The organism is Pseudomonas sp. CCI4.2, assembly GCF_034350045.1.
Classification (GTDB): Bacteria; Pseudomonadota; Gammaproteobacteria; order Pseudomonadales; family Pseudomonadaceae; genus Aquipseudomonas.
Genome location: NZ_CP133781.1, coordinates 2032216 through 2052120, shown reverse-complemented (window position 1 = coordinate 2052120; position 19905 = coordinate 2032216). Strand labels below are relative to the sequence as shown.

General features: G+C 57.5%; 22 protein-coding genes and 1 pseudogene. 17 read left to right on the top strand and 6 right to left on the bottom strand.

The window, feature by feature from the left end; all coding sequences use genetic code 11:
- The first annotated feature begins 21 nt into the window (after positions 1 to 21).
- The gene (locus RHM65_RS09230; RefSeq protein ID WP_416194823.1) at positions 22 to 696 is read left to right on the top strand and encodes a GntR family transcriptional regulator; all 675 of its coding nucleotides are present in this window, start codon (positions 22 to 24) and stop codon (positions 694 to 696) included.
- Positions 697 to 1251: 555 nt separating this feature from the next.
- Here the strand turns inward: RHM65_RS09230 and RHM65_RS09225 are convergent.
- The 3 genes from RHM65_RS09225 to RHM65_RS09215 are packed head-to-tail and all read right to left on the bottom strand — an operon-like array spanning position 1252 to position 3071.
- A complete protein-coding gene (locus RHM65_RS09225; RefSeq protein WP_322184773.1) occupies positions 1252 to 1599 on the bottom strand; it encodes a hypothetical protein in 348 nt (115 codons plus the stop codon).
- Positions 1599 to 2573 (bottom strand): hypothetical protein, encoded by a 975-nt coding sequence (locus RHM65_RS09220; RefSeq protein WP_322184771.1) that lies wholly within the window; start codon positions 2571 to 2573, stop codon positions 1599 to 1601. Before RHM65_RS09220 ends, RHM65_RS09225 begins: the two co-directional genes overlap by 1 nt.
- A 9-nt stretch (positions 2574 to 2582) precedes the next feature.
- Positions 2583 to 3071, bottom strand: a complete 489-nt coding sequence (locus RHM65_RS09215; protein WP_322184769.1) for a type VI secretion system tube protein Hcp — start codon at positions 3069 to 3071, stop codon at positions 2583 to 2585.
- Positions 3072 to 3292: 221 nt separating this feature from the next.
- Here RHM65_RS09215 and RHM65_RS25310 point away from each other — a divergent pair.
- The 12 genes and pseudogenes from RHM65_RS25310 to RHM65_RS09155 all read left to right on the top strand — a co-directional run.
- Positions 3293 to 3376 (top strand): annotated as a pseudogene (locus RHM65_RS25310) (GntR family transcriptional regulator); the annotation flags it as partial.
- Between the two features lie 364 nt (positions 3377 to 3740).
- Positions 3741 to 4559, top strand: coding sequence for a transporter substrate-binding domain-containing protein (locus tag RHM65_RS09205; protein ID WP_322166265.1), 819 nt, complete (start codon positions 3741 to 3743; stop codon positions 4557 to 4559).
- Positions 4560 to 4620: 61 nt separating this feature from the next.
- Positions 4621 to 6387 carry an aconitase family protein gene (locus tag RHM65_RS09200; RefSeq protein ID WP_322184765.1) on the top strand — a complete coding sequence of 589 codons (1767 nt, stop codon included), beginning with the start codon at positions 4621 to 4623 and terminating at the stop codon, positions 6385 to 6387.
- Positions 6380 to 7045 (top strand): amino acid ABC transporter permease, encoded by a 666-nt coding sequence (locus RHM65_RS09195; RefSeq protein ID WP_322166267.1) that lies wholly within the window; start codon positions 6380 to 6382, stop codon positions 7043 to 7045. The genes RHM65_RS09200 and RHM65_RS09195 overlap by 8 nt, the downstream gene beginning before the upstream one ends.
- A 9-nt stretch (positions 7046 to 7054) precedes the next feature.
- Positions 7055 to 7705, top strand: coding sequence for an amino acid ABC transporter permease (locus RHM65_RS09190; RefSeq protein ID WP_322166268.1), 651 nt, complete (start codon positions 7055 to 7057; stop codon positions 7703 to 7705).
- The gene (locus RHM65_RS09185) at positions 7698 to 8420 is read left to right on the top strand and encodes an amino acid ABC transporter ATP-binding protein (RefSeq protein WP_322166269.1); all 723 of its coding nucleotides are present in this window, start codon (positions 7698 to 7700) and stop codon (positions 8418 to 8420) included. The genes RHM65_RS09190 and RHM65_RS09185 overlap by 8 nt, the downstream gene beginning before the upstream one ends.
- Positions 8421 to 8540: 120 nt before the next feature.
- Positions 8541 to 9578, top strand: coding sequence for a trans-3-hydroxy-L-proline dehydratase (locus RHM65_RS09180; protein ID WP_322184763.1), 1038 nt, complete (start codon positions 8541 to 8543; stop codon positions 9576 to 9578).
- Between the two features lie 81 nt (positions 9579 to 9659).
- Positions 9660 to 10577 carry a dihydrodipicolinate synthase family protein gene (locus RHM65_RS09175; protein WP_322184761.1) on the top strand — a complete coding sequence of 306 codons (918 nt, stop codon included), beginning with the start codon at positions 9660 to 9662 and terminating at the stop codon, positions 10575 to 10577.
- Between the two features lie 359 nt (positions 10578 to 10936).
- Positions 10937 to 12103 carry a SpoIIE family protein phosphatase gene (locus RHM65_RS09170; protein ID WP_322185279.1) on the top strand — a complete coding sequence of 389 codons (1167 nt, stop codon included), beginning with the start codon at positions 10937 to 10939 and terminating at the stop codon, positions 12101 to 12103.
- Positions 12100 to 12666, top strand: coding sequence for a SiaB family protein kinase (locus RHM65_RS09165; protein ID WP_322166273.1), 567 nt, complete (start codon positions 12100 to 12102; stop codon positions 12664 to 12666). The genes RHM65_RS09170 and RHM65_RS09165 overlap by 4 nt, the downstream gene beginning before the upstream one ends.
- Before the next feature lie 21 nt (positions 12667 to 12687).
- A complete protein-coding gene (locus RHM65_RS09160; RefSeq protein ID WP_322166274.1) occupies positions 12688 to 13077 on the top strand; it encodes a DUF1987 domain-containing protein in 390 nt (129 codons plus the stop codon).
- Between the two features lie 7 nt (positions 13078 to 13084).
- Complete coding sequence (locus RHM65_RS09155) at positions 13085 to 13831, top strand: GGDEF domain-containing protein (protein WP_322166275.1); 747 nt, start codon at positions 13085 to 13087, stop codon at positions 13829 to 13831.
- Between the two features lie 26 nt (positions 13832 to 13857).
- On the opposite strand, the gene RHM65_RS09150 is transcribed toward RHM65_RS09155, so the two are convergent.
- Positions 13858 to 14757 carry a DMT family transporter gene (locus tag RHM65_RS09150; RefSeq protein ID WP_322184759.1) on the bottom strand — a complete coding sequence of 300 codons (900 nt, stop codon included), beginning with the start codon at positions 14755 to 14757 and terminating at the stop codon, positions 13858 to 13860.
- 131 nt (positions 14758 to 14888) lie between these two features.
- Here RHM65_RS09150 and RHM65_RS09145 point away from each other — a divergent pair, with 131 nt between their 5' ends.
- The 4 genes from RHM65_RS09145 (at position 14889) to dxs (ending at position 18676) form a co-directional block, all read left to right on the top strand.
- Complete coding sequence (locus RHM65_RS09145; RefSeq protein WP_322166277.1) at positions 14889 to 15326, top strand: Lrp/AsnC family transcriptional regulator; 438 nt, start codon at positions 14889 to 14891, stop codon at positions 15324 to 15326.
- Between the two features lie 173 nt (positions 15327 to 15499).
- Entirely contained in the window at positions 15500 to 15742 is a 243-nt protein-coding gene (locus RHM65_RS09140) for an exodeoxyribonuclease VII small subunit (RefSeq protein ID WP_322166278.1), read from the top strand.
- Entirely contained in the window at positions 15739 to 16626 is an 888-nt protein-coding gene (locus tag RHM65_RS09135) for a farnesyl diphosphate synthase (RefSeq protein ID WP_322184757.1), read from the top strand. The genes RHM65_RS09140 and RHM65_RS09135 overlap by 4 nt, the downstream gene beginning before the upstream one ends.
- A 151-nt stretch (positions 16627 to 16777) precedes the next feature.
- Positions 16778 to 18676, top strand: coding sequence for a 1-deoxy-D-xylulose-5-phosphate synthase (gene dxs / locus RHM65_RS09130; protein WP_322166280.1), 1899 nt, complete (start codon positions 16778 to 16780; stop codon positions 18674 to 18676).
- 80 nt (positions 18677 to 18756) lie between these two features.
- On the opposite strand, the gene RHM65_RS09125 is transcribed toward dxs, so the two are convergent.
- Together RHM65_RS09125 and ribA are read right to left on the bottom strand one after the other, a co-directional pair.
- Positions 18757 to 19176 carry an MFS transporter gene (locus RHM65_RS09125; RefSeq protein WP_322166281.1) on the bottom strand — a complete coding sequence of 140 codons (420 nt, stop codon included), beginning with the start codon at positions 19174 to 19176 and terminating at the stop codon, positions 18757 to 18759.
- Positions 19173 to 19790 carry a GTP cyclohydrolase II gene (gene ribA / locus RHM65_RS09120; RefSeq protein ID WP_322166282.1) on the bottom strand — a complete coding sequence of 206 codons (618 nt, stop codon included), beginning with the start codon at positions 19788 to 19790 and terminating at the stop codon, positions 19173 to 19175. Before ribA ends, RHM65_RS09125 begins: the two co-directional genes overlap by 4 nt.
- Positions 19791 to 19905: the final 115 nt, after the last annotated feature.

Below are 19905 nucleotides of genomic sequence, written 5' to 3'. Positions count from 1 at the left end.
CAGTGGTCGATTTCCTTGCCCTTGCCTCGTTTCAATCCCCCCAATCTGGGGATCACCCCTACCGCGTCGGAAATAATCGCCAAGCATCTGCGCGACGCGATCATCGTCGGGCACTTTGCCGAGGGCGAACCTATCCGTCAGGACGAAATCGCCGGGCTGTTCAATGTCAGCAAAATCCCGGTGCGGGAGGCGTTGAAGCGTCTGGAGGCCGAAGGGCTGGTGATTTTTCATCGCAACAAAGGCGCGGTGGTCACCAAGATCTCCGAACCGGAATTGGCGCAGATTTTCGAGGTTCGGGTGCTGCTGGAGGTTCAAGCGATCCGTCTGGCCGTGCCGAACATGACCGAAGCCACCTTTGCCAACGCCGACCGGATTTGCGACGAGTTCCTCGACAACAACGACATCGGCCATTGGGCGGAGCTGAACTGGGAGCTGCATGCGTGTTTGTATGAACCGGCGCAGCGGCCTTTTCTGACTAACTTGATCCGCTCGATCCACGACAAGGTTGAACGCTACCTGCGTTTGCAAATGACCTTAGGCGAAAGCAAAGAACGGGCGAACGTCGAACACCGCGAGATTATCCAAGCCTGCCGCGACCGCGACACCAATAAGGCCGCCGAGCTGATCGAGCAACACATCATCGGCGTCTGCCGCACTTTGTATGAACACCTGCCGAATCGGCCGGTGAAGACTTGAAAACCCACGGTTAACACCCATCTGCAGGAGCTGCCGAAATCTCTGTGGCTTGCCAACGAAAGCATCAATGCAGCCGACCCAGATTTCGGATTGACGTCAGCGGCGCTATTGAGGGCCTCTTCGCAGGCAAGCCTGCTCCCACAGTATTGGCTGCTGCTTATTATCAACTCGCAGGAGCTGCCGAAATCTCTGTGGCTTGCCAACGAAAGCATCAATGCAGCCGACCCAGATTTCGGATTGACATCAGCGGCGCTATTGAGGGCCTCTTCGCAGGCAAGCCTGCTCCCACAGTATTGGCTGCTGCTTATTATCAACTCGCAGGAGCTGCCGAAATCTCTGTGGCTTGCCAACGAAAGCATCGATGCAGTCGACCCAGATTTCGGATTGACGTCAGCGGCGCTATTGAGGGCCTCTTCGCAGGCAAGCCTGCTCCCACAGTATTGGCTGCTGCTTATTATCAACTGCGTCAAAAACTCCAGAGCCGTACGGCTCGCAGCCGTCGGCCCCTGCATGTCCCGTGTTTACTGCCAGACAGCACTATAAGATGTCCGACGCCTACACTATAAAAACAGCCAAAAAATTCATGAGGAACGATGTATAGCCTACAAGAACGATTGCCCTTAATGCTTTGGGTATTTTGTTGCCGGCATCTCTATCCGCTAAACCGCGCCAATAACATGGAGTAGGCAGTAGTATTATTCCAAATACGACATGCAGCCTAAGATTTCTGCCGACGATGCCTCCACCAAACACCGTCTGCGCATCTAATACCCATTTTGATCCTTCAAGATATTTTTCTAAAATATCCAGCTTTTTAACATCTAAATAGAGCATAAAAACAATATTTAAAAACGACCACACTACTACAATAATATTTGGCAATACCGACCAAAGATCACTCATTACGGTCGATGCTCGTATAGAAACTTACCCGCCGGTGCAAAATGCTCTTCGCCCGCCAGTCCGCCATAATAGCCGGCTACCGCGCCACCAACGATGGCGCAGGCGATAGCACCTAGCCCCCCGGTTGGAATTCCAAAAACCACCGAGCACGCAAGCACGGCAACACCACTTCCAACCGAACCTGCAAATAGACCTGTTGCGACTCCTCCCACCAACTTCGCCCCCTCAACATACTTAGCCTCAGTACACTCATCCTCTCGACCCACAGAACAGGCCTCGATTATTTCTAAGGCCGTGGAGCCAATATTAAGCGCTATGCCCACTGGCGTACCGGCATTCAACAACTTCGATGCCTTGGCCACCCCGCTCAAGGTTTTCGCATAGCCCTTGATTTCCCCTGTGTGAAGATAACTTTTGGTGGAGATACCCAGCATTTTCTTAATAGGGCCTTTGTTCTTTAAACCAGTCCCGTATCGCGCAAAACCCTCCAGTTGCGTTTCAAGTTTGCTGAAAAGAACCCGTCGCTGGGTGATAAAGGCATTTTTGGCCCGTTGACTATTGCTGCCCAAGAGTTGTTTGTGCAGCGTTGCGATTTCGCCAAGGGTGTTTTCGACCCCTTTCAGGTGGTTGCCCCAAGCGCCCGTAGACGCTCCGATTCCAAGGGAGGTGTAGCCCAGCAGCTTTTGCAGAAAATCATAATTCTTGATCAGATGGCCGTCGCCACCCGCTGCGTTATTCCTCAGCCCCTGACGCACGTGAACCGCCAGTTTCATCATTTCTGCCTCTTCCCCGGTACAAGACTGGGTTGAGTCGTCTCCAACAATGATGACGTGCCCCGGCATCACTACCGCGTTGCGGATGTGGGCATTGAGCATGTCGAACTTTGCCCCGGCATTTCCGCTGAGCCCCAGTTTGGCTTTGAGGGTGGCGTAGGTCTGCATCTGTTCGTTGATGAACGCGTAAGGCTTTGACATGGGCGTTCCTCAGCCGTGAACCTTGTTGCTAATACGGTCCCAGCCACCGGTGATGTTGCCGCCGGCACCGCCGCTTGCTCGTTTTTGTTCGGTGTAGGTGGTTTTTATCCGGCCGTAATTAATTTGGACGTATTCCACCGGTTCACCACTGCCTCCGCCGTGTGCGAAGTCTGAAATGATCACTTCTTCAAGTTCGATTTCAAAGTACTTGAGCTTGTCGCCGCCTGCTCGATTGAGGGACAACGTCAGTTTGGAAATGTGTTTGCCCGCGCAACTGGCTTCAAACAGCTTGCTGCTGGCTTTATCGAGAAGTTTGGTAAAGCTGAAGTCTGACAATGTGGCACGCCCCGACGACGCGCCACCTGAGGAGCTGGCAGTGGCAGAGGTGCTTTGACGGACACCGAAGTTGTAGTCGGTAATTTCTATCCAGTCTTTGTGTTTATCGTCCAGCGATTCACCAGGGATACCTTCGATTTTGATAAATGCGTCAAATGCCATTTTTGCTTTCCTTCGCGAGTTGACAGGCGACGGAATATAAAAAGAAGATTCAAAAAAGTCTTGGCCGAAGTAGACATCTTGAGGCTATTTTTGATTTTCGGAAATTGCCTACAAGCGAAGGTATTTATGCCTACATTGCGGTCAGAATTAGCAGTCAAACCCTACAGATTTCTAATGCGGTGCATCAGCCACGTCGGGGCACCGCCACCAATAGTCAATAGGCCGCCGAGCTGATCGAGCAACACATCATCGGCGTCTGCCGCACTTTGTATGAACACCTGCCGAATCGGCCGGTGAAAACTTGAATCCTGTGGCATTCAATAACTCTGTGGGAGCGAATTCATTCGCGAATGGTTTGACGCGGTGTGCCAGACCAACCGCTTTCCCGACTAAATTCGGTGCCACAGAATCTCAGACCCACGCGATTCAGTACTGACCGATTTCTCCCCAAAACAGCCCACCCGTTACCGGTTTTGCTCCGTTATGTAACATCGCGCCGCCTTTCGAAACCTCAGCTAAATCCCCGCTAAACTCCCAGAACCACGCCCTCCCGCGCTGCACTCAGGTCACCACCAATCTGGCACATCCTCTGCATATAAAATAACGTATACGAAATCCTCAATACCAAACGAGTTCATCTGACTGACACCACGATAACGAGGCCCTCACATGAAGAAGCACGTAACCGCCGTAGCCCTCACTGCACTAGTTGGCGCCTGCTGTATCGGCACGGCCCAGGCCGACAAGCTCGATAGCATCATTGAAAGTGGCACTTTACGTTGCGCGGTTACGCTGGACTTCCCGCCAATGGGCTCTCGCGATGCGACGAACACGCCCATCGGTTTCGACGTCGATTATTGCAATGATCTGGCAAAGACCTTGGGCGTTAAAGCCGAGATTGTTGATACACCGTTTCCCGACCGCATCCCGGCCTTGGTTTCAGGCCGTGCGGACGTGATTGTCGGTTCTACGTCAGACACCCTGGAACGAGCGAAAACCGTTGGCATGACGATTCCGTATTTCGCCTTTCAAATGATGGTGGTGGCGCACAAAGGTAAAGGGATCGCCAAATACGAGGACCTCAAGGGCCGCCCGGTCGGCAACACCAGCGGCACGTTCGAAGCCATTGCCCTGGAAAAAGACGTGAAGGCCTGGAACGACCCGAAAGGCAGTTTCCGCGCGTACCAAAATCAGAACGATACGATCCAGGCAGTTGAGCAAGGCCACATCGATGCCACGGTAATCACCAACACCGTGTCGGCGGCAGTGATCAAAACCGGCAAATTCCCGGACTTGGACATCGTTGGCCCGGCGCCGTATGTCATCGATTATGTTGCACTGGCTGCAAAACGTGACGAATACGGCTTGATCAACTACCTCAACCTGTTCATCCAGCATCAAGTGCGTGACGGTCGCTATAAAGAGCTGTACGCCAAATGGGTGGGTGGCGATCCGGTAAACCTGACGGTTCCAGGTGTCTATCGCTGATTGAGGCCGTGCCCGCGCGTCGTTTTGGCGCCGGGCTTTTTTTCCCTGTAGGAACCCCACGATGCCTGATATCTCCTTAAGCGGCCGCAGTCTGGTAGCGGGATCAGCGCAAGGCGAATTGCTCTACTCCGATGTCGGCCTGAGTTTTTGGGGCGGCGTCGATCCGTTCAGCGGTGAAATCATCGACCGCCATCATCCCCTGTGGGGTGAAGTTCTGGCCCATCGCGTGCTGGCCATTCCCAGCGGGCGCGGCTCATGTACCGGCAGCAGCGTGTTGCTGGAATTGATCCTCAACGGCCACGCCCCCGCCGCGCTGGTGTTTGAGCACGTTGACGACATCCTGACCCTGGGCGTCTTAATCGCCGAGCAAATGTTTCATCGGTCGATCCCGGTCATGTGCGTCGGCCGTGAAGGTTTTGCCGCGCTGCGTGACGTACGTTATGTGCAGATCGAGGCCGGCCTTTTAAGCGGATTTTCGCAGCCGCAATTGATGCCCGAGGTGCCGGCGGCAGCTGTCTATACGCCGGTTTTGCCATCAACCATCACGCTCAATTGCCGCGACCGAGAATTGCTCGAGGGGGCCCACGGCAAAGCGGCCCAAGTGGCGATGCACATCATCTTGCGTATCGCCGAACTGCAAGGCGCGACCGAACTGCTGGACGTCACTCAGGCGCACATCGACGGCTGCATCTATACCGGCCCGGCGAGCCTGCGTTTTGCTCAGCAACTGGTGGCCTGGGGCGCCAACGTCAGCGTGCCGACGACGCTCAATTCAATCTCCGTAGACAAGCGCCGTTGGCGTGAACAGGGTATCGACGTGGCGCTGGGTGTTCCCGCCAGCCAGTTGGGCGATGCGTATTTGGCCATGGGCGCGAAGGTCAGCTTCACCTGCGCGCCGTACTTGCTGGACAGCGCGCCCAAGGCTGGCGAACAAATCGTCTGGGCCGAATCCAACGCCGTGGTGTACGCCAACAGTGTGCTCGGCGCACGCACCCTGAAATACCCCGATTACCTGGACATCTGCATCGCGCTCACTGGTCGTGCGCCGTTGACCGGCTGCCATGTGGACCAACAACGACACGCCACGCTGTGCATTGAACTGCCGCCGCTGGCGGAGCTGGATGACGCGTTTTATCCGCTGCTCGGTTACCACGTCGGGCTATTGGCCGGGAGTGAGATTCCGGTGATCTGCGGCCTTGAAACACGGCAGCCAACGCTGGACGACCTGAAAGCTTTTGGCGCCGCGTTCGCCACCACCTCCGGCGCGCCGATGTTCCATATCGTCGGCGTCACCCCGGAAGCGGCCACCGTCGAGCACGCGTTGGGCAACCAACCCGCCCCGCGAACGCTGCACATCACCCTCGAAGACTTGCAAGGCAGTTGGAAAGAACTGAACAGCGCCGAAGAGGCGAAAGTTGATCTGGTCTCCCTGGGCAACCCGCATTTTTCCTTGAGCGAATGCGCAACCTTAGCCGCGCTCTGCCACGGCCACACCAAGCATCCAGACCTGGCGATGGTGATCACCTGCGGTCGGGCGATTCATGCTCAGGCGATCAAGGCCGGTTACGTGACGGCGCTGGAAAGCTTCGGCGCTCAGTTCGTCACCGACACCTGCTGGTGCATGCTCGGCGAACCGGTGGTGCCGGTGCAGGCCCGCACGCTAATGACCAACTCAGGAAAATATGCCCATTACGCACCGGGGCTGGTGGGGCGCTTAGTGCATTTCGGCAGCCTCGCGGCCTGCGTCGATGCCGCCTGCGCTGGAGAAACCAAAGGTCGCCTGCCGCGCTGGCTGGATGACACCGTGGAGGTGCCTGCCCATGTTTGATTACACCTTCCATTGGCGGGCGGCGCTCAAGGCGCTGCCGGACATGCTCGACGGCGCGGTGGTCACCTTTCAGACCGCCGCACTTTCGATGATTTTCGGGGTGATCATCGCCCTGCTGCTGACGCTTATTCGTCAGGGCGACAATCGCTGGCTACGGGGCTTGGGCGACCTGTGGGTATCGATTGCCCGTAACACGCCCTCGTTATTTCAGATCTACATGCTGTATTTCGGCCTGGGTTCTTTTGGCCTGCACGTCAGTTCTTGGCTGGCGCTGCTGGCCGGTATCACCTTCAACAACGCGGGCTATCTGGCCGAGAACTTTCGCGGTGGCCTCAAGGCGGTGCCCGACACGCAAATGCGCGCCGCCCGCTCGCTGGGCATGAGCGCGCCCCAAGCGTATCGATTGGTCATCGTTCCGCAATTGCTGCGCATCGTGTTCTACCCGCTGACCAATCAAATGGTCTGGGCGGTACTGATGACCTCGCTGGGGGTAGTGGTCGGGCTGAACAACGACCTCACCGGCGTGACCCAGGATTACAACGTGAAAACCTTCCGTACCTTCGAGTTCTTTGCGCTGGCGGCGGTGATTTATTACCTGATCGCCAAGCTGATCGTCGGCGTCGCCCGCCTGCTGAGCTGGCGACTGTTCAGGTATTAAGGAATGAGCATGTTCACGACGAGCTTCACCACAAGCGACTTCATGTACCTGATGCAAGGCGCCTGGGTCACGATTCTATTGACCCTGGCAGCGATGCTGATCGGGACGTTGGCCGGTCTGCTATGCGGCGTGCTGCGGGCATTGTTTCCGAGATCCACCGTGCCACTGGCTTGGCTGCTGGACGTGTTTCGCAGCGTGCCGTTGTTGATCCAGTTCGTGCTGTTCAATGCGCTGAAAAGCATCGTTGGCCTGAACTGGAGTGCGTTCACCGTGGGCTGCGTGGTGCTGGGGGTTTATGCCACGGCCTACTGCACGGAAATCGTTCGCGGCGGGGTGCTGGCAGTTCCGTTTACCTTGCGCCGCGCCAGTCGTTCGCTGGGTCTGAGCTACTTGCAGGATTTGCGTTTTATCGTCTTGCCGATTGCGCTGCGGGTGTCCTTCCCCGGCTGGTTGAATCTGACGCTGTCGGTGATGAAAGACACGGCGCTGGTGATGTGGATCGGCATCATCGAACTGCTTCGCGCCTCGCAAACCATTGTGACCCGCATCGATGAGCCGCTGCTGGTGCTCAGCATCGCGGGGCTTATTTACTACGTCATGAGCCTGGTGGTTGCCCGCTTGGGTGCCCGTCTGGAAACGAGGTGGCAGGAAAATGATTGAGATCGACAACGTATACAAATCCTTCGGCGAGCTCGACGTGATCAAAGGCGTAAGTCTGACGGTGAACAAAGGCGAAGTGGTGTCGATCATCGGTGGCTCCGGCTCCGGTAAATCGACCTTACTGATGTGCATCAACGGCTTGGAATCGATCAAGAGCGGCAGCATTCGGGTTGACGGCACCGAGGTGCATAACAAGAGCACCGACCTCAACAAACTGCGGCAAAAAATCGGCATCGTGTTCCAGCAGTTCAATGCGTTCCCGCACTTGACGGTATTGGAAAACGTGATGCTGGCGCCGCGCAAAGTGTTGGGCAAAAGCGCTGCCGAAGCCGAAGAGCTGGCCGTGAAACAACTGACTCACGTGGGCTTGGCCGACAAGCTCAACGTGTTCCCCGGCAAACTCTCGGGCGGCCAGCAACAACGCATGGCCATCGCCCGTGCCCTGGCAATGTCACCGAATTACATGCTGTTCGACGAAGCCACCTCGGCGCTTGACCCGCAGTTGGTGGGTGAAGTGTTGGACACCATGCGCATGCTCGCCGAAGACGGGATGACCATGGTTTTAGTGACCCACGAAATCCGCTTCGCCCGGGACGTATCAGACCGCGTGGCGTTTCTGCGCAGCGGGTTGGTGCATGAGATTGGAACGCCGGAACAAGTGATTGGTAATCCACAACGGGCCGAAACCATTGAGTTTCTTAAGTCGGTGCATTAGCGCCCGACGCCTTCGCGAATGAATTCGCCCCACAGGGACTTCTGTTTGACCGAATTTATTCGGGAAGCGGACGACGCGGTTTTGTAGGGGGATTTTCTACATTTTTCAGGAGACATGAACGTGCGGTCATCAAAAGTCATCCATGTCATCAGTTGCCACGCTGAAGGCGAAGTCGGCGATGTGATTGTCGGCGGCGTGGTCCCGCCGCCGGGCGATACGTTGTGGGAACAGTCGCGCTGGGTCGCCAACGACACCGTGTTGCGCAACTTCGTGCTCAACGAACCCCGTGGAGGGGTATTCCGTCACGTTAATTTGCTGGTGCCGGCGAAAAACCCGTTGGCGCAAATGGGCTTCATCATCATGGAGCCCGCCGACGTACCGCCGATGTCCGGCTCCAATTCGATGTGCGTTGCCACTGTGCTGTTAGACGCCGGCATTTTGCCGATGACCGAACCGCAAACCCGACTGATTTTGGAAGCCCCCGGCGGCCTGATCGAAGTCATCGCCCAATGCCGCAACGGAAAAGCCGAGCGTGTGGAGGTGCGCAATGTTGCTTCTTTCGCCGACAAATTGAACGCCACCCTTGAAGTGCCCGGACTCGGTTCAATTCAGGTCGATACTGCTTACGGCGGCGACAGTTTTGTCATCGTTGATTCCGCACGCTTGGGCTTTTCCCTGACCGCCGATGAAGCCACCGATCTGGTTGCCATGGGTTTGAAAATCACCCAAGCCGCGAATGAGCAATTGGGCTTCACCCATCCCTTGAACCCGGACTGGAACCACATTTCGTTTTGCCAAATCGCCGCACCGGTGACCCGCTCCGAAGGTGTAGCCAGCGCCGCCAACGCGGTGGTGATTCGTCCCGGCAAGATCGACCGTTCCCCTTGCGGCACCGGCTGCTCGGCGCGCATGGCGGTGCTGCATGCTAAAGGTCAATTGGCCGTGGGCGAGCGCTTTATCGGGCGCTCGATCATCGGCTCCGAATTTCACTGCCGCATCGATTCCGTCACTCACGTCGCCGACAAACCGGCCATCGTCCCTTGCCTGTCAGGCCGCGCCTGGATCACCGGCACTCATCAACACATGCTCGACCCAAGCGATCCGTACCCCGTCGGCTATCAACTGTCGGACACCTGGCCCGTGCATTTGAATATCTAACCTAGAAACACCGAAACACGCCCTATAGCGTTGCCCCTACATAAACGTATACGAAATACATAAAGCCAATTGGAGGCCATCATGAGCAGAACAGTCAACTGGAGCGGCGTTTTCCCTGCCGTCACCACTCAATTTCGCAGCGACTTCAGCATCGATTTCGAAGCCACCCATACGGTCATTCAAAACCTGGTGCGCGACGGCGTTTCCGGGTTGATCATCTGCGGCACCGTGGGTGAAAACACCTCGCTGAGCAGTGAAGAAAAAATCCAACTGGTGGAAGTGGCCAAAGATGCCTCTGCCGGTCGCGTTCCGGTGCTGTCTGGCATCGCGGAATTCACCAGCGCCAACGCCACCAAACTGGCCAAGGAAATTCAGCGGGTCGGTGCCGACGGCATCATGCTGATGCCCGCGCTGGTTTACTCAGCCAAACCCCACGAAGCTGCCGCCCACTTCCGCAGCGTTGCCACCAGCATCGACCTGCCGGTGATGGTCTACAACAATCCGCCGATCTACAAAAACGACGTCACGCCGGACATTTTAATTTCCTTGGCGGACTGCGAGAACATTGTCTGCTTCAAAGACTCCTCGGGCGACACGCGCCGTTTCATCGATGTACGCAATGAAGTCGGCGACCGCTTCGTGCTGTTTGCCGGCCTCGATGACGTGGTGCTGGAAAGCATCGCAGTGGGCGCTGTCGGTTGGGTGTCGGGGATGTCCAACGCCTTTCCGAAAGAAGGCGAAACCTTGTTCCGCCTGGCTCGCGACGGTCGCTTCAAAGAGGCCATGCCACTCTATGAGTGGTTTATGCCGCTGCTGCACCTCGATGCACGTCCAGACCTGGTGCAATGCATCAAACTCTGCGAAGAACTGGCGGGCCGTGGCACCTCCCTCACCCGTCCGCCGCGCCTACCGCTCCCGGACGTTGACCGTGAGTTCGTTGAAAAACTGATGAGCAAAGCACTGGCCAACCGTCCTGTGCTGCTTGACGTTGGTTTGTAAACTGTCGGCGCAATACCTGTCGCAAAACAAACACTGGGCAACTGTAGGAGCGCGCTTGTCCGCGATGGAGCGCGAAGCGGTCCGAATTGGCGACCGGTTCCAACTGAAGAGCTCAGTTGCCGGATTTACGACTGCTGCGCAGCCGATCGCGGGCATGCGCGCTCCTACGGTTTTAAATATCGTTAACTTTACGGGTTAAATCGAGCTGCATACACCGACTGTCACACGACGTACACATCATAAGGCCACTATCCAGCTCTCATTCAGCGTGATGGTTGGGTATGGACACTACTTTTTCGCCGTTCCGTCGTCCTGAAGTGCCGGGGGATCACCGGTGCGCTGGCGATTTGTGTCAGAACATGCCGACCATCGACGTAGCCGGTGCCAACTCGCAAGTGATGGAGATGTTTTCTTCCCACCGCGACCTGACCAGTTTGGCGGTGCTGGAGGATGACAAACCGATAGGATTGATCAACCGCACTATTTTTCTGTCGCAGATGAGTAAGCCGTTTCATCGCGAGCTGTATGACAAAAAAAGCTGCATCGCGTTCATGGACAAAGAACCGCTGATTGTCGATGCCGCGATGAGCATTGAAGCGCTGACCTTCAAGACTGTGGAGTTCGGCGAAAAAACCTTGGCCGATGGTTTTATCATCACCCGCGAAGGTCGCTTTCTCGGCCTGGGCAGCGGGTTGCAGCTGATGGGCGTGGTTGCCGCGATGCAGGCGGAAAAAAACCGCCAGATCATGCAGAGCATCGAATACGCCAGCGTGATTCAGCGCGCCATGCTCCGTGCGTCTCGCGAAACCCTGGCATTGACCCTGCGCGACGCGGCGTTGGTCTGGGAGCCTCGGGACGTGGTCGGCGGCGACTTCTATCATTTCGCCACTCACGACGATGGCTGGTTCGGCGCGGTCGCCGATTGCACTGGCCACGGCGTGCCGGGGGCGTTCATGACCTTGATCGCTTCATCGTCGCTGTCCAAAGCCCTCGAACACCTCGGCCCACGCAACCCCGCCGCGCTGTTAGCGTCGGTGAACCGCACCGTCAAAGGCCTGTTGGGACAGGTCAATGGCATCGACGACACCCCGGAATCCGATGACGGTCTGGATGCTGCGTTCTTCTGGTTTGACACCCAGCGTTCAGAGCTGACGTTTGCCGGGGCACGAATTGCCTTACACATCCTCAGGCCCGACGCCGACCAGTTCGACACGCTGGCGGGTCAGCGCATGGGCGTTGGTTACGTTGACAGCCACGCCAATTACGAATGGACCCAAAACACTGTCGCCGTACCGCCCGCAAGCATTTTATTTATCGCCACCGACGGCCTGACCGATCAGATCGGCGGGCCGCGCAAGATCGGTTTCGGCAAGCGCCAGACCTGCGACGTGATCCTCGCACACCGGAGCGAACCGGCCAGCGTGATCTGCGAACAGTTACGCCAAACCCTCGCAACCTGGCAGGCAACCCAAAGCCGTCGCGACGACCTGACCCTATTTTGTGCCCGCATTCAGGACAACCTATGAGTGACTTGTCTTCGTCCGATCTGGACTGCGCGTTTTTCGACCTCGCCCAGCAGCGCAACGTGATTTTTTATCACATGGGCTATTTCTCCCACAGCATCGTTGCGGCCATGGCGGAGGTGGTGAAGCTGCAATTGGAAGTGTCGGGGGTCAGCGGTCCGACACGGCGCAAGCTGTTTTCGTCGTTCGTCGAGCTGTCGCAAAACATTATTCACTACTCGTCAGATGCGCTGCCCCCTGGCCCAGACAACGGTGCACTGCGGCAAGGGGCGGTGTGCATTACCGCGAACACCGGCGGTCACTTGATGCTGTGTGCCAACCCCATCGCCACAGCCGACGTCGTTGCCTTGCGCGCGAAGTTGGAACCTTTGCGTGACATGACGCTTGAGCAAATCAAGCTAGCCTACAAGGCAACACTGCGCGCCGAGACCCCGGTGGACAGCAAAGGCGCGGGGCTGGGGTTTTTGACCATGGCACGGGACGCCAGCGCGCCGTTGGAATTCGACTTTTACCCGCGTGAAGACGATCCCGACACCACCTTGTTTTGCCTCAAAGCCATCATCTGAATAACAAGAGCGACACGAGCCATGGATAACCTGCATATCGCTGCAACGGCTACTTCACCCGAAGTCGATTTTCGTTTCGATCAGCACCTGTTGTCGCTCAAGGGCGAGTCGTACCCGGAAAACGCGGCGGCGTTTTATGCCCCGATCATCCATCAACTGCGCGCTTACCTGGCGACCTGCGATGGGGTGGTGATTACCGCCAACGTGGCGTTGGCCTACTTCAACAGCTCCAGCACGAAAATGCTTTTTAGCATCTTTGATGCCCTGGATCGCTCCGCACAGTCGGGTAACCGCGTGCAAATGAATTGGTATCACGACGAAGAAGACGAAACGATTCTCGAATTCGGCGAGGAGTTGCAAGCCGACTTCAAGGCCATCGACTTCACCGATCATGCGGTTTCAACTCAGTGAGGACATCATGCCCGCTCTAGCTGCCTCCCAGGACATGCCGATGGATGACCTGCCGGACTTGTTCAAAAGCGAGAACACCGCCCTCGACAACGCCCGCGCAACCTACGCCGCGCCCGACGCACATGCCCAGGTGTATTGCCAATCGTTAGGGGAGTTGATCATCCACTTCGAACGTTTGATGCGCGAGACCCGTCGCCTGATTGGGCGCAGCGACCGCGCCGAGCGGGAGATGAATGCGCTCAACCTGCAACTGAAGACGTTGGCTCAGCAGCTCGAACACCGGGCGACCCATGATGCGCTGACGGGCGTGCTGAACCGTGGCGCCGTGATCGAACTGGCGGGACAAGCACTGCGCGACGGCAGTGTGGTGATGATCGTCTTGGACATCGACTACTTCAAACGCGTCAACGACGACTTCGGCCACCCCACAGGCGATGCGGTGATTCAAGGCATCGTCACCTGCTTGCGACGTATCGTGGCTGACCGCGGGGTTATCGGCCGCGTCGGTGGTGAAGAATTTACCGTACTGCTTTCTACGCAAAACCTCGACGAAGGCGTAAGGCTAGCCGAAGCCATGCGTGATGCCGTCGCCAGCCATGTATTCGAGGCTCCGGTTAATCGGCCTATCACCGCCAGCTTTGGCGTGAGCATCAGCCCCGGCGGTACCGACTTCGACACCGCCTACGGCATCGCCGACGCTGCGCTCTACGACGCGAAACGCAACGGGCGTAATCGGGTGGAAGTGGCGGTTTAGCAGCAGACACCCGTGGGAGCGCGCGCCTAGGATGGCCGAGGGTGCCGAACAGCCTTGCGCAAACCCCAACCCTGCTGCATCCCTGCAGCGGCCAGCAAAATCGCAGTAACGCCCAGCCACTGCACAACGTTCAAGCGATGGCCGAACGCAAACCAGTCGACGAAAATCGCCGCTATCGGGTAGATAAACGACAGTGCACCGGTCAGAGCAGTCGGCAATTTTTGAATCGCGCCGTACAACAGCACATACATCACACCGGTGTGGACCACGCCAAGGGTCAACAAGCTGGACCAACCCGCGAACTGCTGCGGCACGCTGTGGAAGTGCGCCCATGGCCCCAGCAACAGCGCCCCGGTGCTGACCTGTATCAACGCGATCAAATGCGGTGGCGTGCCGGTCAACCGTTTGATAATCAGTGCAGCGAAGGCATACAGCAGGGCCGCGCCCAATGCCAAAGCGATCCCCAGCACGTATTCGCCGCTGGCTTCGTTCTGGTCACCGTGTGCGCTCACAATCGCCAACATCCCGAGAAACGCTACGCCGAGCCATAGCAGTTTTTGTGCGGTGATTTTTTCGCCAAGAAATATCGCCGCCAACCCCACCAACATAAACGGCTGAACGTTGTAGACCGCCGTACCAATGGCAATCGACGCACGGGAATAGGAGGCAAACAGCAGGAGCCAATTGCCAACGATGGCGACACCACTGAGCACGGCCAAGGCAAAAATTTTGCGGGTTAAAAAACCGGGGCGCAAAAAGCCCAACACCCCGCAGATCAGTAACAAGGTGATGGCACCGAACACGCAGCGCCAGAACACCACATCCAATACCGGCTGCCCGCAGACCAGCACGAACCAGCCAATGGTCCCCGAGATCAGCATGGCGACGATCATTTCCAGCGACCCGCGACGTAGTGAAGTGTTCATGGTTCGGCTCCGTTGAGAGGGCTAAAGTATGACCAACCCACGGCCGCAAGCTCCAGCGACTATAAAAGGCTAGAGTTGATTTATGCCTTTCTTATCAAGGCAAATTTAATGAATCACCTATCGAGGGGAATATGACTGACGACATTGACCAGTTGCTGATCAGCGCACTGATGGAAGATTCCCGACGCTCGCTAAAAGCCCTGGCCCAGATCAGCGGCTTATCTTCCCCCAGCGTTGCGGAACGCCTGCGCAGGCTTGAAGAGCGCGGCGTGCTCAAGGGCTACACCGTTGAAATCGACCCTAAATGCTTCGGCTACCAATTGCAGGCCATCGTCCGCGTGCGCCCACACCCTGGACAGTTGCAGGAAGTTGAACGGCAGATCCAGGCGATCCCCGAATTTACCGAATGCGATAAAGTCACTGGCGACGACTGCTTCATCGCCCGCCTGCACGTACGTTCGATGGAGCAACTGGACACCCTGCTGGACGGGCTCAACGCCTATGCCGAGACCAACACCGCCATCGTCAAGAAAACCCCGGTAAAAAGACGACTGCCGCCCATGGCGTGACCCTTGTACGGGCCAACTGGTTGGCGAGGCGTATTGTCAGGCCGATAGCAATTAACCGCTCGCCAACCAGTTGGCGCCTACAGTGCGAATCGATTTTCGCCGCCTGTCATTTGCCCCAAAGCCGTCGCTCTGCTAGTGTCGCGCCGGTTTAATGTCCTTCGAGATCGCCACCCATGGCCCGCAAAAAAGCTGCACTGGATTTCGAACAGTCCCTCGCTGATCTGCAAACGCTGGTCGAACGTCTCGAAAACGGCGAACTGTCGTTGGAAGACTCATTGACGGCCTTCGAGCAAGGTATTCGCTTGACCCGTGACTGCCAAGGCGCATTGGCCCAAGCCGAGCAAAAGGTGCAAGTCTTGCTCGAACGCGACGGCGAACTGGCTGAAGAGCCGTTCGATGCGGACCTGCCGGAATGATTGCCCTCTATCAGGCCCGTATTCAGGCCCGCGTCAACGCGGCCCTTGATGGCCTGTTTCAGGCACCTAGCCCAGAATTGACCCGCCTGTATGCAGCCATGCGCTACAGCGTAATGAACGGTGGCAAGCGTGTTCGCCCGCTGCTTGCCTATGCAGCCTGCGAAGCGCTGGGCTCGCCTTCAGCATTGGCCGATGGTGCGGCGTGCGCAGTGGAGCTGATTCATGCGTATTCGCTGGTGCATGACGATTTACCGGCGATGGACGACGACGATTTGCGTCGCGGCCAGCCCACCACCCACAAAGCCTTCGATGAAGCCTGCGCGATTCTTGCCGGAGATGGCCTGCAAAGCCTGGCCTTCAGCGTGTTGCTCGATTCGACCCTGACGCCGCAAGATGCCGACACTCGACTTAACATGGTTCAGGTTCTGGCACACGCCGCAGGGCCGGCTGGGATGGTTGGCGGACAAGCCATCGATCTGGGTTCAGTAGGCCTCAAGCTTGATCAGGCCGCCTTGGCTTTCATGCACCGGCACAAGACCGGCGCACTGATCGAAGCCAGCGTTACGCTTGGCGCTTTGGCCAGTGGCCGCGCCGAAGCTTCCGAACTCAACGCCCTGCAGACCTATGCACAAGCCGTCGGTCTGGCGTTTCAGGTGCAGGACGACATTCTTGACGTCGAAAGCGATACCGCCACCCTCGGCAAGCGCCAAGGTGCCGATATTGCTCGCGACAAACCCACCTACCCCGCGCTGCTGGGCCTGGTCGCTGCCAAAAGCTACGCGCTGGAGCTGCGTGATCAGGCGCTGCATGCCCTGCGACCTTTCGACGCGGCCGCCGAGCCGTTGCGCGAACTCGCACGCTATATCGTCGATCGCCGCAGCTAAAAATGCCCCTTTCGACGAACTGACTGGCATCAGTCAGGTCTAGAACCTACGTGTCTACCACCATTGTCTGATCATCCTCTGCCCTGCTTCGTGGGCAGCTCGCGATGCATCAGGTAAACTGCCGCCTCTTTTACTTATATCGATTCGCCTGATGCCCACGACGTTCAAAGAGATCCCCCGCGAGCGCCCAACGACGCCCCTGCTCGACCGCGCGAATACGCCGGACGGCTTGCGCCGGCTGGGTGAGGCCGAGCTGGAAACCCTGGCGGACGAACTGCGCCTGGAGTTGCTCTATACCGTAGGCCAGACGGGCGGGCACTTTGGTGCCGGCCTGGGCGTCATCGAGCTGACCATCGCCCTGCATTATGTTTTCGATACCCCGGACGACCGCCTGGTCTGGGACGTGGGCCATCAGGCTTACCCGCACAAGATTCTCACCGGTCGCCGCCTACAAATGGGCAGCCTGCGGCAGAAAGACGGTGTTGCCGCCTTTCCGCGTCGCAGTGAGAGTGAGTACGACACCTTTGGCGTCGGTCACTCCAGCACCTCGATCAGCGCCGCATTGGGCATGGCCCTAGGCGCGCGCCTACAAAACAGCTCCCGCAAGGCCATCGCCGTGATCGGTGACGGCGCACTGACCGCAGGCATGGCTTTCGAAGCGCTGAACCACGCGCCCGAGGTTAACGCTGACATGCTGGTTATCCTCAACGACAACGACATGTCGATCTCGCGCAACGTTGGCGGGCTGTCGAATTATCTGGCGAAGATTCTTTCCAGCCGCACCTACGCCAGCATGCGCGAGGGCAGCAAAAAAGTGCTGTCACGCCTGCCTGGGGCCTGGGAAATTGCCCGACGCACCGAAGAATACGCCAAGGGCATGTTGGTTCCAGGCACGCTGTTCGAAGAGCTGGGCTGGAACTACATTGGTCCGATCGACGGCCACGACCTGCCAACCTTGATCGCAACCTTGCGCAACATGCGTGATCTCAAAGGTCCGCAGTTCTTGCACGTGGTGACTAAAAAAGGCAAAGGTTTCGCCCCGGCGGAAGCAGACCCGATTGGCTATCACGCGATTACCAAACTCGAACCCTTGGACGCCCCCGCTGCCGCGCCGAAAAAAGTTAGCGGGCCGAAGTATTCCGGCGTGTTCGGCCAATGGATTTGCGACATGGCTGAGGCTGACCCGCGCCTGGTCGGCATTACACCAGCGATGAAAGAAGGCTCGGACCTGGTTGAATTCAGCGAGCTTTATCCAGAACGCTATTTCGACGTCGCCATCGCCGAACAGCATGCAGTGACGCTGGCAGCGGGCATGGCATGCGAAGGCGCCAAGCCGGTGGTAGCGATCTATTCCACTTTCTTGCAGCGCGGCTACGATCAACTGATCCACGACGTCGCAGTGCAGAATCTCGATGTACTTTTTGCGATCGACCGCGCCGGTCTGGTCGGTGAAGACGGCCCGACCCATGCGGGCAGCTTCGATTTGTCTTACTTACGCTGCATCCCCGGCATTCTGGTGATGACGCCCAGCGATGAAAACGAATTACGCAAAATGCTCAGTACCGGGTATTTGTACGCGGGTCCTGCGGCTGTTCGTTATCCACGCGGCACGGGGCCGAATGCGCTGATCGACAGCGGTCTTGAACCATTGGAAATCGGCAAGGGCGTGGTTCGTCGCACCGGGCAGAAAGTCGCCATCTTGGTCTTTGGCGTGCAATTGGCTGAAGCCCTGAAAGTGGCTGAAACCCTGGACGCCACCGTGGTCGACATGCGCTTCGTCAAGCCGTTGGATGAAGCACTGGTTCGGAAAATGGCCGCTGAGCACGACCTGTTGGTGACCCTGGAAGAGAACGCCATCATGGGCGGTGCCGGTGCTGCCCTCAGTGAGTTCCTGGCTAGAGAAAACATCCTCAAGTCCGTGCTGCACCTGGGCTTGCCCGACAGCTACGTCGAACACGGCAAGCCTGCGCAAATGCTGGCCGAATGCGGGTTGGACGAAGCCGGGATTGAAGCATCGATCAGGCAGCGTTTGGAGTTGATAGCGCGCTGAGGTTTTCTGTGGGACCGCTGCTCAACCGCACTCTGTAGAGCCAACTTGTTGGCTCCTACAGAGTGGCGGAGATTTCTGCTTTAACCCAGCTGACGTGGGATGCGGTAGAGGTACAACAGCACGACGCTGGAGAACGCCAAGAGAAATAACGGCACAGCCTCAAGCCCGACAAATACCGCCAGAGCGCCGATCCACGCAGGCAGGCCCGCGGCCAAGAAAGCCATGCGTCGACGTGCTGCCAATTCAATCCAGGCAGCGGGTTCTTCAGGGGTGTCCAAGGCTTTTTCGGTGGCGATCAACGCATGCTTGTAAGGGCCGAAGTATTTCAAACTGACAAACATTGTCGCCAGCCCTGCGACAAACATCGGCATCGCCAGAATCGGCACGAGCGCATCGCTGGTGCCGAAAATCCCGTTGACCACCAGCAGCGGCGCCAAGGTCAAAAACAGCTGCCACCACCATGCCAAGGCCAATCGACGACGGACGTTGTTTCGAGTCACGCGCGGCCAGCCTCAGTCAGATGTTCGTTGCCCATCAAGTGACCGAGCTTGCCAGCCTTGGTCGCCAGGTACTGTTTGTTGTGCGGGTTATGCCCTGTGTGCAGCGGCACGCGCTCGGCGATGGTGATACCCATGTCGGTCAGTGCCTTGACCTTACGTGGGTTGTTCGTCATCAAGCGCAAGGATTTGACACCCATGTGCTCAAGCATCGGCAAGCAGATGGCGTAATCGCGCTGATCGGCGGCGAAACCCAAGCGCTCGTTCGCTTCAACGGTGTCAGCACCGCCATCTTGAAGCTCGTAAGCGCGAATTTTGTTCAGCAGACCAATACCCCGACCTTCCTGTCGCAGGTACAACAACACGCCACGGCCTTCGGAGGCGATGGCGCGCAACGCCGCTTCGAGTTGGGAGCCACAGTCGCAGCGCTGACTGAACAACGCATCGCCAGTCAGGCATTCGGAATGCACACGGCCCAGTACTGGCGCGCCATCAGCCACGTCACCGAGACTGAGAACGATGTGCTCGCGCCCGGTGGCTTCCTCAAGAAAGCCGTGCATGGTGAATTGCGCAAAGGATGTTGGCAGCTTGGAAGCAGCGACGAAGACGACGGGCACCTTGTGCTCCTGATCATGATTGGGACTGAAGTTTCGCAAGGACAGCATTGTAACAGCAGGTTCCAAGGGGCGCTTAGGCTGAATTATCAACTATAAATATCGAGATGATAGATAA

Excerpts from the sequence above, each read along its gene's own strand:
- RHM65_RS09225 (WP_322184773.1), bottom strand. The coding sequence starts at position 1,599 with ATGAGTGATCTTTGGTCGGTATTGCCAAATATTATTGTAGTAGTGTGG.
- RHM65_RS09220 (WP_322184771.1), bottom strand. The coding sequence starts at position 2,573 with ATGTCAAAGCCTTACGCGTTCATCAACGAACAGATGCAGACCTACGCC.
- RHM65_RS09215 (WP_322184769.1), bottom strand. The coding sequence starts at position 3,071 with ATGGCATTTGACGCATTTATCAAAATCGAAGGTATCCCTGGTGAATCG.
- RHM65_RS09205 (WP_322166265.1), top strand. The coding sequence starts at position 3,741 with ATGAAGAAGCACGTAACCGCCGTAGCCCTCACTGCACTAGTTGGCGCC.
- RHM65_RS09200 (WP_322184765.1), top strand. The coding sequence starts at position 4,621 with ATGCCTGATATCTCCTTAAGCGGCCGCAGTCTGGTAGCGGGATCAGCG.
- RHM65_RS09195 (WP_322166267.1), top strand. The coding sequence starts at position 6,380 with ATGTTTGATTACACCTTCCATTGGCGGGCGGCGCTCAAGGCGCTGCCG.
- RHM65_RS09190 (WP_322166268.1), top strand. The coding sequence starts at position 7,055 with ATGTTCACGACGAGCTTCACCACAAGCGACTTCATGTACCTGATGCAA.
- RHM65_RS09185 (WP_322166269.1), top strand. The coding sequence starts at position 7,698 with ATGATTGAGATCGACAACGTATACAAATCCTTCGGCGAGCTCGACGTG.
- RHM65_RS09175 (WP_322184761.1), top strand. The coding sequence starts at position 9,660 with ATGAGCAGAACAGTCAACTGGAGCGGCGTTTTCCCTGCCGTCACCACT.
- RHM65_RS09170 (WP_322185279.1), top strand. The coding sequence starts at position 10,937 with ATGCCGACCATCGACGTAGCCGGTGCCAACTCGCAAGTGATGGAGATG.
- RHM65_RS09165 (WP_322166273.1), top strand. The coding sequence starts at position 12,100 with ATGAGTGACTTGTCTTCGTCCGATCTGGACTGCGCGTTTTTCGACCTC.
- RHM65_RS09160 (WP_322166274.1), top strand. The coding sequence starts at position 12,688 with ATGGATAACCTGCATATCGCTGCAACGGCTACTTCACCCGAAGTCGAT.
- RHM65_RS09155 (WP_322166275.1), top strand. The coding sequence starts at position 13,085 with ATGCCCGCTCTAGCTGCCTCCCAGGACATGCCGATGGATGACCTGCCG.
- RHM65_RS09150 (WP_322184759.1), bottom strand. The coding sequence starts at position 14,757 with ATGAACACTTCACTACGTCGCGGGTCGCTGGAAATGATCGTCGCCATG.
- RHM65_RS09145 (WP_322166277.1), top strand. The coding sequence starts at position 14,889 with ATGACTGACGACATTGACCAGTTGCTGATCAGCGCACTGATGGAAGAT.
- RHM65_RS09140 (WP_322166278.1), top strand. The coding sequence starts at position 15,500 with ATGGCCCGCAAAAAAGCTGCACTGGATTTCGAACAGTCCCTCGCTGAT.
- RHM65_RS09135 (WP_322184757.1), top strand. The coding sequence starts at position 15,739 with ATGATTGCCCTCTATCAGGCCCGTATTCAGGCCCGCGTCAACGCGGCC.
- dxs (WP_322166280.1), top strand. The coding sequence starts at position 16,778 with ATGCCCACGACGTTCAAAGAGATCCCCCGCGAGCGCCCAACGACGCCC.